The 13,849-nt window shown below is 64.1% G+C and carries 11 protein-coding genes; 7 read left to right on the top strand and 4 right to left on the bottom strand.

Features of this window, described 5'->3' with window-relative positions; translation table 11 throughout:
- Window positions 1–49 precede the first annotated feature (49 nt).
- Genes AC1DWR_RS00400 through AC1DWR_RS00370 form a run of 7 tightly spaced genes read left to right on the top strand, consistent with a single transcriptional unit; the run spans window position 50 to window position 7,534 of the window.
- On the top strand, window positions 50–1,870 hold the full coding sequence (locus AC1DWR_RS00400) for a polysaccharide biosynthesis protein (protein WP_477623259.1): 1,821 nt from the start codon (window positions 50–52) through the stop codon (window positions 1,868–1,870).
- Complete coding sequence (locus AC1DWR_RS00395) at window positions 1,870–3,009, top strand: DegT/DnrJ/EryC1/StrS family aminotransferase (protein WP_477623258.1); 1,140 nt, start codon at window positions 1,870–1,872, stop codon at window positions 3,007–3,009. The genes AC1DWR_RS00400 and AC1DWR_RS00395 overlap by 1 nt, the downstream gene beginning before the upstream one ends.
- 35 nt (window positions 3,010–3,044) lie before the next feature.
- Window positions 3,045–4,022 carry a GNAT family N-acetyltransferase gene (locus tag AC1DWR_RS00390; protein WP_477623257.1) on the top strand — a complete coding sequence of 326 codons (978 nt, stop codon included), beginning with the start codon at window positions 3,045–3,047 and terminating at the stop codon, window positions 4,020–4,022.
- A 46-nt stretch (window positions 4,023–4,068) separates the two neighbouring features.
- Window positions 4,069–4,674: a sugar transferase gene (locus AC1DWR_RS00385; RefSeq protein ID WP_477623256.1), complete on the top strand. Its 606-nt coding sequence runs from the start codon at window positions 4,069–4,071 to the stop codon at window positions 4,672–4,674.
- A complete protein-coding gene (locus AC1DWR_RS00380; protein ID WP_477623255.1) occupies window positions 4,667–5,767 on the top strand; it encodes a hypothetical protein in 1,101 nt (366 codons plus the stop codon). Before AC1DWR_RS00385 ends, AC1DWR_RS00380 begins: the two co-directional genes overlap by 8 nt.
- Complete coding sequence (locus tag AC1DWR_RS00375) at window positions 5,767–6,357, top strand: GNAT family N-acetyltransferase (RefSeq protein ID WP_477623254.1); 591 nt, start codon at window positions 5,767–5,769, stop codon at window positions 6,355–6,357. The genes AC1DWR_RS00380 and AC1DWR_RS00375 overlap by 1 nt, the downstream gene beginning before the upstream one ends.
- Window positions 6,358–6,397: 40 nt before the next feature.
- A complete protein-coding gene (locus AC1DWR_RS00370) occupies window positions 6,398–7,534 on the top strand; it encodes a glycosyltransferase family 4 protein (RefSeq protein WP_477623253.1) in 1,137 nt (378 codons plus the stop codon).
- Window positions 7,535–7,566: 32 nt separating this feature from the next.
- Here the strand turns inward: AC1DWR_RS00370 and AC1DWR_RS00365 are convergent, their stop codons facing one another.
- The 4 genes from AC1DWR_RS00365 to AC1DWR_RS00350 form a co-directional block, all read right to left on the bottom strand.
- On the bottom strand, window positions 7,567–9,684 hold the full coding sequence (locus tag AC1DWR_RS00365; RefSeq protein ID WP_477623252.1) for an acyltransferase family protein: 2,118 nt from the start codon (window positions 9,682–9,684) through the stop codon (window positions 7,567–7,569).
- Window positions 9,681–10,862, bottom strand: a complete 1,182-nt coding sequence (locus tag AC1DWR_RS00360; RefSeq protein ID WP_477623251.1) for an O-antigen ligase family protein — start codon at window positions 10,860–10,862, stop codon at window positions 9,681–9,683. Before AC1DWR_RS00360 ends, AC1DWR_RS00365 begins: the two co-directional genes overlap by 4 nt.
- 179 nt (window positions 10,863–11,041) lie before the next feature.
- The gene (locus AC1DWR_RS00355; protein ID WP_477623250.1) at window positions 11,042–12,748 is read right to left on the bottom strand and encodes an ATP-binding cassette domain-containing protein; all 1,707 of its coding nucleotides are present in this window, start codon (window positions 12,746–12,748) and stop codon (window positions 11,042–11,044) included.
- Window positions 12,745–13,833: a glycosyltransferase gene (locus AC1DWR_RS00350; protein WP_477623799.1), complete on the bottom strand. Its 1,089-nt coding sequence runs from the start codon at window positions 13,831–13,833 to the stop codon at window positions 12,745–12,747. The genes AC1DWR_RS00355 and AC1DWR_RS00350 overlap by 4 nt, the downstream gene beginning before the upstream one ends.
- Between the last annotated feature and the right edge of the window lie 16 nt (window positions 13,834–13,849).

Raw genomic sequence — 13,849 nt, 5'->3', positions numbered from 1 at the left:
ACGTTAAACTCACGATCGTTTGGGCCGACTACCAGCGGGAGGAGATCGGATGTCTGCCGTCCGTCGGGTACGCCGTGAGCGCGTCAACCGCTGGATGTGGGCTCTGGTCGACGCAGGTGTCTGGGTCGTCGCGGTGTTCATGGCTGCGTGGCTCAGGTTCGACCTCCAGCTGGCGCCGACCGTCGCCCCACCCCTGCTGTGGTTCACCGCCGTCGCCGTCGTGGCCCAGCTCGGGTTCGGCACCTTCTTCGGGCCCTATGCGGTCGGCCACGACCGTGGCTCGTTCGAAGAGACCTACGACGTGGGACGCACGGTGCTCCTCACGACGCTCGTCCTGATGACCTTGGTCTTCGGCCTGCACTTCGGACCTGTGCCCAGGAGCGTCCCGTTCACGGCACCGGCCTTCGCCATGCTCGGCATGTTCGCGGCCCGCTTCATCATCCGCACGATGCGCACGAGCAGGGCTGCCCACGCTCCTGAGGAACAGCGGGCGATCGTATTCGGCGCGGGCGAGGCCGGCCGCCGCCTCACGCGGAGCCTGATCCGCGACGTGGGCAGTGGCTACCAGCCGGTTGCCCTCCTCGACGACGACCGCGCGAAGGCCAGACTTCGCGTCGAAGGCATCAGGGTGCGCGGGTCGCGCGCCGACATGGGAGGGGTCGCGGCCAAGTACAGCGCGCAGACGTTGGTCATCGCCCTTCCACGGGCCGAGGCAAGCACCATCCGTGAGCTCACCGCCCTCGCCGAGGATGCCGGCCTGAAGGTGCTCACCCTCCCGCCCGTCCGGGACATCATCGATGGCCGGCCGACCGCTGGGGACCTTCGCGACGTCGACGTCGCGGACCTCTTGGGCCGACGCCCGATCGAGCTCGACATGGCGACCATCGCCGAGCAGATCGCCGGCAAGCGCATCCTCGTCACCGGTGCCGGCGGCTCGATCGGCTCCGAGCTGTGTCGCCAGATCGCGCGTTTCGGACCCGCCAAGCTGTTCATGCTCGACCGGGACGAGTCCGGACTCCAGGCCATCCAGATGAGCCTGCACGGTCACGGTTTGCTCGACAGCGACGAGCTCATCCTGGCCAACATCCGCGACGTCGAGGCGATGGACCACGCGTTCAACCGAGCCCGGCCTGACATCGTCTTCCACGCGGCCGCGCTCAAGCACCTGCCACTGCTCGAGTCCCACCCGCTGGAGGCGTGGAAGACCAACGTCCTCGGCACCCTGAACGTCCTCGAAGCAGCCTCCCGCGTCGGGGTCGGCACGTTCGTCAACATCTCCACGGACAAGGCCGCCAACCCGATCTGCGTTCTCGGCTACAGCAAGCGGCTGGCCGAGCGGATCACCGCGGACTTCTCCCTCCGCTTCCCCGGTCGCTACGTCTCGGTGCGGTTCGGCAACGTGCTGGGCTCACGCGGATCCGTGGTCCACGCCTTCACGGCCCAGATCGAGCGCGGTGGCCCGATCACCGTCACCCACCCCGACGTCGAGCGCTTCTTCATGCTGATCCCCGAAGCCTGCCAGCTCGTGCTCGAGGCCTCCTCGATCGGCCGAGACGGCGAGGTCATGGTGCTCGACATGGGCGAGCAGGTGAAGATCGTCGACGTCGCCAAGACCCTCCTGCGGATGTCCGGCCGGCGCGACATCGACATCGTCTACACGGGCCTGCGCCAGGGCGAGAAGCTCGGCGAGGAGCTGTTCTCCGCCAGCGAGCAACGCAAGCCCACGAGTCACGCACTGGTGTCCAGCGTCGACGTGCCGGCCATCGACCGCTCGGAAGTCCTGGAAGCAGGTCCGTCGAGCCACGCGGCAGCAGCGGACTGGATGCGCAAGGAGTCGACCGCTCGGGCACCGCTGGGTGCCACTTTGTGATGGAACGCATCTACCTCTCCAAGGCGGACATCACTGACGTCGAGGAGTCGTTCGTCCTCGATGCCATCCGCTCGGGGTGGGTGGCTCCGCTCGGACCCCACGTCGACGCCTTCGAGTCGGAGGTCGCTGAGCGTCTCGGAGTCGCCGGCGCCCTCGCCCTCTCGTCCGGTACCGCTGCCCTCCACCTGGCCCTGCTGCACGTTGGCGCCAAGCCAGGCACGGTCGTCGTCGTCTCATCGATGACCTTCGCCGCGAGCGCCAACGCCATCGCCTACACGGGCGCCGAGCCGGTCTTCGTCGACTCGCAGGCCTCCGACGGCAACGTCGACCCGACCCTGCTGCTCGAGGCCGTGGACACGCTCCGCAGCGAGGGCAAGCAGATAGCGGCAGTCATGACGGTCGACCTGTTCGGCCGTGCCGCCGACTACGCAGCCATCGTGGGGGCTCTCGAAGAACGCGAGATCCCGCTCCTCGAAGACGCAGCCGAGGCCCTTGGTGCCACCTATCAGGGAAGGGCTGCGGGATCCTTCGGTCGCGCAGCAGCGCTGTCCTTCAACGGCAACAAGATCATGACCACGTCGGGCGGTGGCATGTTGGTCAGCAACGACCTCGAACTCCTTTCGCGCGCGCGGTACCTCTCCACGCAGGCTCGCCAACCCGTCCCGTGGTACGAGCACACCGACATCGGCTACAACTACCGGCTGTCGAACGTGCTGGCAGCGCTGGGCCGTGGCCAGCTGACCCGGTTGGACGAGATGATCGCCCGTCGCCGCGAGATCAGGAAGGCGTATGCCGCTGGATTGGCCGACGTGCCCGGCCTTCGCCTCCTGGGCGAAGATGCGCCGCGTGGCTCAGAGGCAGACAACTGCTGGCTCACCTGTGTGGTGCTTGACCCTGACGAAGCGACCGCTCACGCGGGCGATGTGATCGCCCACCTGGAACGGGAAGACATCGAGGCCCGTCACCTGTGGAAGCCGATGCACGCGCAACCGGTGTTCGCCGAAGCGCGATCTTTCCGCAACGGCGTCTCCGACCGCTTGTTCGCGAATGGCATCACCCTCCCCAGCGGCTCGATCCTGTCGGAGCCGGACGTGGAGCGCGTGATTCTGAGTTTGCGGCGCGCGCTGAGGGCCTTGTGATCAACTGCCACGACGAGGGGTCTGTACCGAGAGGCTTGGTCTCACCGGACATCTACTTCACGCCTGCCTATGGCGGTGTCGACGCCTCCGAGGCCAACGGCACGTGGAGGCTGCTGGAGATGTTCGACGGCGGGTGGCTGATCCCCCTTGCCGTTCGTCCCCTTGCAAATGGCGTGAAGGACGCCACTTCGCCCTATGGCTACTCGGGCGTCTATGCCGCCGCAAATCTGTCGGATCGCGACCTCGACACTGCCTGGCGCGAAACCATCACGGCGTTGTCTGATCTCGGGATCGTGAGCGCGTTCCTCCGGCATTCCCCTCTCGTTCAGCAAGCACCCCGAACCGCGAACCAGGTCTCGGTGGTCGAGGACCACCCCACGACAGCGGTCGACATCGGCCCCGAAGAGGGCATGTGGGAACGTATGGAAGGCCGAAGCCGGACCGCTGTGCGAAAGGCGATCAAGGCGGGATATACGAATGCCGTCCGCCCGGTGGCCGGCGAGGACCTTGTCGAAGGAAGCCCGTTCCGAAACCTCTACGAGAGCACGATGACGCGGCGAGAGGCGGTGCCCTCGTACACATTCTCGGATGGCTACTACACCAAACTGCTTACAGCCCTTGGTCCGAACCTGGCGATCTCCGAGGTCATCTCCCCCGACGGCACGACTCACGCTGCTGCCCTGCTCATGCGACACGGTCGCTTCCTGCACTATCACCTGTCAGGTTCACAGGTCGAAGCAGCGCGGTTGGGTGTCAACAACCTGCTCCTCTGGGGGGCGCTCAAGTACGCGGGCACCATTGGCGTGACTCAGTTTCACCTCGGTGGCGGACTCAGGGGCGAGGACGCCCTCTTCAAGTTCAAGAGGGCCTTTGGTGGACGCCGATTCACCTATTCAGCCACGGGACTGGTCGTGAATGAAGCTGTGTATGACGACCTCGTTGGGCGCTCCCTGGGTTCACGTGCCCACCTGGGCGAGCGTCGCCACTTCCCGGCGTATCGAGCGGGAGGCTGAAATGTCTGGCCCCCACTCCGCTTATGCGAGACACGTCAAGAGGCCCTTGGACGTCATCGGCGCCGTTGCTCTGGGCGTGCTTCTCTCCCCGGTCTATGCGACCTGTGCGGTCCTCATCCTGTTGACCAGTGGTCGACCGATTCACTTCCATCAAGTGCGGGCCGGAAGGCAAGGGAACCCATTTCGGGTCCACAAGTTCCGCACCATGCAGGTGGGAACCGAGGCCAAGTCGAACAACTATCCGACTGCTGCGATGGTGACGCCGATCGGCAGCCTCCTGAGGAGACTCAGCCTCGACGAGTTGCCACAGCTGCTGAACATCGTGAACGGCCAGATGAGTTTTGTAGGCCCACGACCCGCTCTCCCATCCCAGGTCGAGAGGTATTCGCCGCGACAACTGGGACGGTTGGAGGTCCGGCCCGGGCTGACGGGACTTGCCCAGGTGCGGCACAGGAACAACGCACCCTGGTCGCTGCGGATTGAGTCGGACCTCGAGTACATCGAGACCCTCTCCTTCCGGCGGGACTGTCTCATCGTGGCGATGACCCTGCCCAAGGCCCTCCTGGGCGAAGGCGTCATCATCGGTCAGTCTGCCGTGGACGTGGACGACCTCAAGGACGGTCCACGTACGAAGAGCGGCCCCCATGCGTAGCAGCGACCCACAGGCGGCGCTTGGGTCTTCGGCCGCTGAGATCGGATCCGACTTCGAGCTCGTGGGCGGTGAGTACCTCACGAGGACGACCGGGGTCCTCCCGTGGGACGGCCCGCTCACCAGATACGTGGCCAACGGACGCCAGGCACTTTCGCTGACCGCGGAGTCGTTGTGGCGTCGCGGCCTGCGCACAATCCATGTGCCTGGCTACCTGTGCGACAGCATGATCGAGCCGTTCGCCAAGGACTGGAAGGTTGTCGCGCTTCCGACGACGCCCGACCTGGAAACCCCGCCTGACGCCATCGGATCACTGAAAGACTCAGTCCTGTTGAACGCCCCATACTTTGGACGCGGCCCTTCGGGTGACATGGTCGCCGCGTTGCGCGCCGCTCGAGGCGCTGGTGTTGTGGTCGTCACCGACGAGAGCCACAGAGTGCTGGACGAGCCCTGCATTGAAACCGATATCCGAGTAGCCAGCCTGCGGAAGCTGCTGCCGGTATTTGATGGTGGCTACGCCATTGGGCTTCCCACGGAGGACACGCAGGTCGGCCCCTCGAACAGTGACGCCGTTGCCCAGCGACGTAAAGCAATGAGCACCAAGACGGCCAACCTGTCGGAGCCCGAGCCACAAAGCAGCCACCTGCCCATGTTCCACGAGTCCGAGCGCGCGCTAACGGTCGACCTGACGCCTCGCGCGATGAGCGCGCCTACGCTAAACCTCCTCCGACGACTTGATCTGCCCAAGTTGGCCGTCCGTCGCCGACGAAACGCCGAAGCCCTCGTCAGGGCGCTGGGCCGGCATTCAGCGCTCCGCATCCTGAATCCACCGAGCGCCACAACCAACCCCTCCCATATCGTTCTGGAGGTTCCGGATCCACAAGCCCTCCGTGACTGGCTGGCCCGGAGGCGGATCTACTGCCCCATCCACTGGCCGCCTTCGGAACTGCTGCCTGACGTATCAGACTGGCCCCAAAGGTTTCTCTCCGTCCCCATAGACCATCGCTACGGTGTGGCGGACATGAACCACGTGGGCACCGCAGTGCATAAGGGCCTTGAATCGCTCAAGGCCACCCGAACGACGAGGAGTCGCTGATGTTGGGCAAGCACATTCGCCTTCGTCCCATCGAAAGCACCGACCAGGCATTCATCACCGACCTCAACAGCGACCCAGTAGTGCGTTCGAACGTGGTTGGTTGGGACTGGCCTACATCCCTGCAGGAACAGGAGACCTGGTTCCGTTCACCCTCGCAGCCCAACACTCGGCGCTGGATGGTCGATGAGATCGAGGGTGGGCCTATTGGACTCACCGGACTATGGGACATCGACTGGCACAATCGCAACGCTCTGACCGCCCTGAAGTTGGGCGGGAGCGAAAATGTCCGAGGACGAGGACTCGGCACGGACGCAATCATGACGGTGATGGCATTCGCCTTCTACGACGTTGGGCTCCAACGCCTCCACTCCACAATCCTGGCCACCAACCGTCCGTCCATCAAGGCGTACACCAAGCATTGTGGTTGGACGATCGAGGGGACAGCACGTAAACACGTTTGGCGGCATGGAGGCTTCACGGACCTCCTGTATGTCGGCATCCTCAAGGAGGACTTTGATGTCCTGCCCGGCGCCGACACCTACATACGAAGCATCACAGACCTTGAAGCGGCCCAGGGGCACCCTCAGTGAGAATCTCTCGCCCTTTCGCTCGCGAAAGTCGTTTGGACGAATGACTGCAGGTCGTGAGAGAGCCCTGCTCACGTCGACGATTCCGGTCACACTGGACAAGTTCCATCGCGAACTAATTCGACAGTTGGCCGACCGCTACGACGTTCATATCGTTTCCTCGGCGGGCCCGTCATTGGAGGCCCTGAGACGAGATCTCGGCGTCACGGTGCATGCCCTAGACATGTCTCGCGAGATCTCCCTCTGGTCAGACATTTCTGCTCTCTATCATTGGATCCGCCTCGTCAAGCGAGTTGGTCCAAGCGTCGTGATCACGGCTACGCCCAAAGCCAGCCTCCTCGGCCAAGCCTCGTCGTGGATGTTCAGGGTGCCACAGCGGATGTACTACCTCGGCGGTCTCCGCCTCGAGGGCGAGGTTGGTATTCGGCTCAAGGTTCTCAGCAGCATGGAAATGCTGACGGCAGCGATGTCGACTGTGATCGTGGCAAATTCCCCCTCACTGGCGAGCAAATTCACCGAAATGGGTCTTGCGCCTGCATCGAAGGTTCATCGGACTACACCGGGCAGCAGTCACGGTGTCGACTCGGAGCACTTTGCCCCGCGCCCGCCGGACACGGTGCTCGCTCAGTCTCTCGGCATCCTGCTGGGTAACCCAGTCATTGGCTTCGTAGGGCGACTGACTCATGACAAGGGTCTCGACACCTTGGTCACGGCAGCTGAGATGCTGAAGAGCCATGCTCCCGACGCCCAGCTGCTTGTGGTGGGCTCCCAAGACGAGCCTGACTCAAGGCGCTACTTGGCGTTACTACGGTCGTCGGGGCTCAGGGTGGTTACCGTCGACTTCGTCGAGGATGTGCGGCCGTTTCTCTCCCTCATGACGTTTCTTGTTCTTCCTTCCCTGCGAGAAGGATTTCCCAATGTTGTACTGGAAGCTGCAGCAATGGGCATCCCGGCCGTGACCACGACCGCTACCGGTGCGGTGGACAGCGTGACCGATCGGGAGACGGGCTTGGTCGTGCCGGTCAACGACGCCAGAGCGCTTGCGGATGCCGCGTCATTCCTCCTCGAACATCCCGACGAATGCCGCGACTTTGGGCGGGCTGCGCGGGAACGGGTCACCCGGGACTACAGTCCCCACGACGTCGTCAGATCGCTCCTTGCTCCGCTGCGGAACATCTGAGGGCCGTAACCTCGGCCCACTGGCCGGCAGCCCTAGCGAGGAGCTGCCAACACCCGATCGACCGCCCGGCGAATCTCGGGTTCCAGGGACATGACGAACGGCACCGAGAGGTGCCCACCGTCACGATAGGCAAATCGGCCGTCCCTGAAGGTCGAACATGTAGGCCCGCCGCAGATGCTGTCGAACAGGTTCAGTGTCGACATCCCGGGGAACTGGGCGACCGCGGCATCTTCTACACCGCTCGTCAGCTCGGACTCGAGTCTGAGCTTTTCAGTCGGTGCGGATGTCGCGCACTTCGACGAATCCCGGGCGGCGGTGATGGCAGGACAGAGTCGCAGGTCAAAGTTTGCGAAGTGGGGCACCGTATTCACGAGCAAGGTGGGGACACCCGCCTCGGCCCAAGGCGTAAGAAGGCTGGAGACTCCCTGGCCCCAGAGGGCTGCCTTCCGTTGGAGAGACGATGTGGACTGCTCGCCATCCAAACTGGCCGATCGCCGACCGTCCAAACTGTCGAAGCGCACAACGGTGCTGTAGATGTAGTCCGTGGATGCGCTAGCCAGCATGACCAGCGCAGGCCGCGTCCGCACCACCTCTGCAGCCCAGGCCCGAATGAAAGCGTTGCAGGCCTGGGTGTCGTGCCCGGCGGTGAGGTAGGTGGAAGAAACATCAGCGAACGGGCAACCACCATAGGTTGCCAGCACCAGATTCAGGTGCCGCTCGCGGGCAATACTGAGGGCAGGCTCGGCGAACTGACCAGCGTTGGAGTCTCCCAAGAGAAGCAGGGTGCCCTTGGCTGCGGGAACGGTCCACGTGCATTTCTGTGTCTGCGCCGACCCAGGAAGGTTGGCCGTGCAGAGTTGCGTCGAGTCGAGGTGTGGCCTCGCGTCGATCGCGAGCTGGCGGATGCGAGCTGGCGGATGATCCGCTGAGATCAACAGCGCCCCGAACGCACCGCTCGGCACCAAGGTGCACACCACGGCCAACGCGGCTGCCCGAAACCCAACAATCCTCCGGTTGCGCCGGATGGGACTCTCGACCACGACCCCAGTGAGCCACGCGAGGACGAGACCGGTGAGTGCAGCGCCAACGACGGCCCAAGCCGGAGCCTGCGGAGCCAGCAGCCTGAGAAACACGATCAATGGCCAGTGCCACAGGTACCACGAATAGGACTGGTCGCCCACCCAGACAAGCCACCTCTGGCCCAGAATGCCGCTCACGTAGCCTCCGGGTCGGCATCCGCCAGAGAGAATCAACGCGGTAGAAATCACTGGAAGGAGAGCCGCATAGCCGGGAAATGGGGTCGCGCTGTCGAAGGCCACCACCGTCACGACGAGGCCGACTAGTCCCACCAGTCCGGACAGCTCGGATAGTCGCCTGCCAAGGATCTCCCTGATTCGGCTCTCCGAGAGGGCAATCACGGCCCCGGCGCAGAACTCCCACGCGCGGCTGGGAGACCCGAAGAAACCAAAGCGACTGTTGACCGTGAGAAAGTGGAAGGGCGCCCCTGCTGAGAAGGTCAAATAAACACAGAGGGCCAGGGACATGGCTGCCACGGCCCCAATCACCATGACAAGAGTCTGTCGAGGCGATCGGCTCAGCCGCTTTGCAAGGCGCCAGCTCACCAACATGAGCAGGGGGAAGACAAGGTAGAACTGCTCCTCGACCGCCAAGGTCCACATGTGTAGCAACGGGTTCGCCTCGGCCGCGGTATCGAAATAGCCGCCGGTCATGAAAAACAATGCACCGTTGGCACTGAAGAGCGCGGAAGCCACCCCCGTCCTCGCCACCGTTTGGAGGTTTCCCAGGGGTGTCAGCACAAGAGCCGACCCCGCCGCCACGAAGAGCAGGACTGCACAGAGCGCTGGAAGGAGGCGCCGAACCCGTCTCGCGTAGAAGGCCGCCAGGGAGAGAGTGTTGGTGTCGGCGAGCTCTGCTGCCAAAATCCGTGTGATGACAAAGCCTGACACCACGAAGAACACGTCGACGCCGACAAAACCACCCGAGTCCCGAAAGATCGAGTGATAAGCCACCACCAGCGTTACAGCGATCCCTCGCAAACCCTGGACGTCGGCGCGGAACGCATGAGCGGGTGCTGAGGCCCTTTGAAGGGGCTCCCGGTGTTCGGGGCGGACGATCGTCTGGCCAGTCACTGGCGAGGTCCTTCTCTGTGGTTTCTTGGGTCGGCCGCCCCGCTTCGAACGGCGTCACGAACTGGATCAATCGCTGGCGGGAGGGCGGCGTCGGAATTCAGGGACGCCCCCCAGGCCAGTGCGGCGAGGGCAATGGTTCCCGAACCTGACAACGGCCACCAGTTGACCGAAACGCCGGCTGCGAGGACGACTACGACCACCGCCAAAGGCTGTCGGCCTGCACGCCGCGACGCCAACACGGCTCGCCAGCAAAGGATGCCGAACAGGAGCGCCGCGATGGCGCCGACCTCTCCCCAGATGCCCAGATAGACCACATGCGATCGCACCAGCGCGTCGCCGTCGTGAAGGCTTGAGTAGCTCGCGAGATTTGTCAGGCCAACGCCGCTGAGTGGGTGGATCAGGCCCTCGTGCAGGCTGTAGACAGCGGCGTCCATGCGCGACTGCAGCGATTCGGACTCTGCCTGTGCTTCGGCGAACCGACCCGTGAACGTGCCCGCCCACGACACCACCCTCGCGCCAATCCACGTCGCCAGAACCACAAACAGCGCGACTCTGGCCCAGCCCGCGATCGAGCGCCTCGTGAGCAAGCGACCAGACACCAGCACCAGTGCCGCCACAGCCAAGTCAAGATAGGCGCCCCGCGACTGGGAAACGACCACTCCAGCGCCGCACACGATCGCACTGGCTGCATGGAGAATCCTCCAGCGCGGAGAGTCCCGGAGTAGGCCCACCACCGCAAACACGAGACAGATCGCCGCAACCATGCCCACGCCATTGGCATTCTGTCCTGCGGTTGACGTGGTCCGGTCCACGAGCAGTTCGGGGGTGAGATAGGCGACCCAGGACAGGACGACTCCTGCGGGCGCCGCCACCCTGGCCATGTGCGCTACGTCCATCGACAGAACTGTGACTGCGGTGGCGGCGGTCACGGCGTGGAAGACAGCCTGGAACAGCGATAGTGCCGACGATTCGCCGTGCGGAAGAGCCAGCAGGACAACAAGGTTGACCAGGCCGAAAGTGATGACGAGCTTCCTCGCCCGTCCGTCCGCGACGTTGCCCTGACGACCAATCGAACCCATGAGGACACCAACACACAGCGCCGAACCCAGATTCTCCGACTGACTGGCAATGAGCGCACCTCCGGGGAGGTGGCTGGCAAAGGGAGCAGCCAACGACATGGCGACGGCCGTCCTTGGGGCGATGTGTCCGAGCGCGAGGCACCCGATAAGACCAATGAGGGGCCGCAGGAGGGGCCGAAGACTCAGTAGGCCGAAAACGTAGAGCCCACCGAGCAGGCCCACCGCGGCAAGGATCAATGCCACATCGAGAATGCGGACCCGACGCCCCCTGAGCAAGGTCATCGTGCGCGCTCGGGCGATCCCAGCGGGACACGGCTCAGGTTCCCGTTCACCAGTTGGTAGACCGCGTCACAAGCCTGGAGTGTCTCGAGTCGGTGGGCAACGGTGACGACACTCAGGTGTCCGCGTAGCCCGTCAATCGTCTCGACGATATCCGCTTCGGTGCGCTGATCAAGAGCCGCCGTAGGTTCGTCAAGGATGAGGAGGGACGGCCGCCGATACAGCGCGCGAGCGATCCCCAAGCGCTGTCGCTGGCCCACCGAGAGTCGGCTGCCACCCTCGCCCAGCTCGGTGTCGAGTCCTTCGGGAAGACCCTCCACGAAAGCGCCCATTGATGCCGACCTCAGGCTTTGCCAGATTCTTTCCGAATCAGGGTCGTCGTCACCTAGCGCGACGTTCTTGGCAAGAGTCTCGTCCAACAGGAAAACGTCCTGCGGAACATAGCCCACTCGCCGCAACCACGCCTCGTCTGCCACCCCGATATCGGCTGCGCCGTACGTCACCTGTCCCGCGGTCGGCTTGAGCAGGCCAAGGAGGAGGCCGAGGAGGGTGCTTTTGCCGCCGCCCGAGGGACCGGTGATGGCAACGTGCGACCCAAATGGCACGCTGAAGGAAACACCTTCGAGCACCGGGACGCCCTCCTCGTAGGAGAAGGAGACGTCCACGACGGCCAGGGCGCCTTCCGAGGGAAGCGGCTCAGCATCCCGATGATGCTGGCGTCCGGCATCGGCGATCTCCGCCAGCTCGTGGCCCACCTGTTCGGAAAGGCTCAGGCCTGTTCGCAGCTGGTTGACGGTGCCCAGACAGCGCGCCAGGGCTGGCAGGATTCGCAGCCCAGCGACAACGTACAAGGCAATCAGAGAGAGGCTGCCTTTGGAGTCCCCGCTGTGAAGCACGAATACGAGGGCAGCGAGGATGGCACCAAACAGTGCCACCTCAAGCGTGAGCCGCGGAACGTCGTTCAACACCGCGATAACCCTCTGCGCGCGAACCATGTTCGTACGCGCGCTGGCTATCGAGCCAAGCGCTTGGTCGCGCGCACCAGCAACCGTGAGCTCTCTGATCCCCCGCAGAACGTTGGCGCCATGGGTGTAAACCGATGAGACCTCCCTGCCGAACTTGTCAGCGCTTCGTGCCGCAGTGCGCATGCTGGCGAAGGTGAAGGCACCAGCGACCAGTGCTAGATAGGCCAGGACCAGCAGGGCGGCCACCGGGCTGGCCACAAAGAGAGCGGCGGCCAGCGCAAGACACGTGGTCCCGTCAGCGACGACCAGAATGATGGAGTTGAGCCCTGAATTGGTCGCGATGTTGACGTGGGAGATTGCTCTGGAAAGAAGTTCAGATGAGTTGCGTCCCAAATGAAAGGAGAACGGCGCGTAAGCATATCCGCGAAGCAGCCGCGAACTCAGCAGCACCTCGGCTTCGGCAACCTTTCCGCTCCACCAGTAGCGAAAGGCGAACGTCATCATCGAGCGGGCGATCATCAGTCCGATCGCCACACAGACCAGAGCAGTCGGGCCGATGGGCAGTCGGATGGGCAGCTGGACGCTGGTGCCCCCGGTGAGCGTGGTGAAGACTGGAAGAAGGAGCAGGACTGATGCGAAGTCCAGCAGCGACAACAAGATCGAGATCACGGTTGCCGTGACAACAGACCGGCGGACCTCCTGAGGAAAGAGACGCAGGAAGCGCAGCAGGTCAGTCCTCACCTGCTCCTCCGGGCAAGCGCAACGGCTTCACGCAACATCGCCTCAGTTGCCGATGTGGAGGCCTCCCACGAGTAACCCGTCACCCTGTGTCGCGCTGCACGGGCCATCTCAGCTCGCTCTCGGTGATTTGATGCCATGAACTCGATCCCGGCCGCCAACGCCTCGGGATCGTTCGGCTGTACAAGCAGCCCGTTTTCGCCCGAGTTGACCAACAGGCTGGTCCCCCCGACATCGGTGGCCACCACAGGCAGCCCGGCCGCCAACTCTTCGAGGATAGCGTTCGACAACCCCTCAGTCCGCGACGGATGAATCGCGAACTGGGCTCCTTTCAACTCCGCAGGGACATCGGCCGGATGCCCGACGAACGTCACCTCGTGAACGACGCCCAGATCCGCAATGCGCTGACGCGTCGGCTCGAGGTGATCTCCCTCCCCGATCAGACGCACCGAGAGAGGGCTGCGCACTCTACTCAGGGCGTCCGCGAGGACGTCATGGCCCTTGTACCAGCGGAAGTTGGCTACGACGACGGCGGTGGGAGGGGTAGGCGTGGGATCAGCCGACCATCCGGGTATGTCGACGCCATTCGCCACGAAGCGCACAAGGTCGGATGTCGCCCCCCACGAGATCGCGTGCTCACGGAGCTGGGGAGCATTGATGGTGACGAGGTGTGCATCCCTCACAGCCCATCGGAACAGTCTCGACGCGATGCCGAACCGCGTCGATGACACTTCGCCGCGGAAGGCTGCGACACGTGCGGTGCGACGCAAGGGGGTGGTCATGAGCAGAGTGGGCCACACGGCTCCAGCAAGCCACGCATAGACGACGTCGGGCCGCATTCTCCAGAGCGTGAACGCCAGCCGAGGGAAAATGGCAAGATTCCGACCCGTGCTCGTTGGCAGCCTCAGCGGGCGAGCGACAGTCCAGGGAACATCTCCGGCATCAAGTACCTCGGTCAGGGGACCTCCAGTCGTCAGAAGGATGACGCGAACGTCATGCCCGCGGCCCTTCAGAGCGCAGGCCAGCCTGACGAGTTGCCCCTCCGCCCCCCCGCGATTGGCGCTGCCGATTGCAAAGGCGATGCGCATTGGAGACTCAACGGCC

It is taken from the genome of Pedococcus sp. P2_E2, from assembly GCF_056403955.1.
This window is presented reverse-complemented; position numbering and strand designations above follow the sequence as displayed.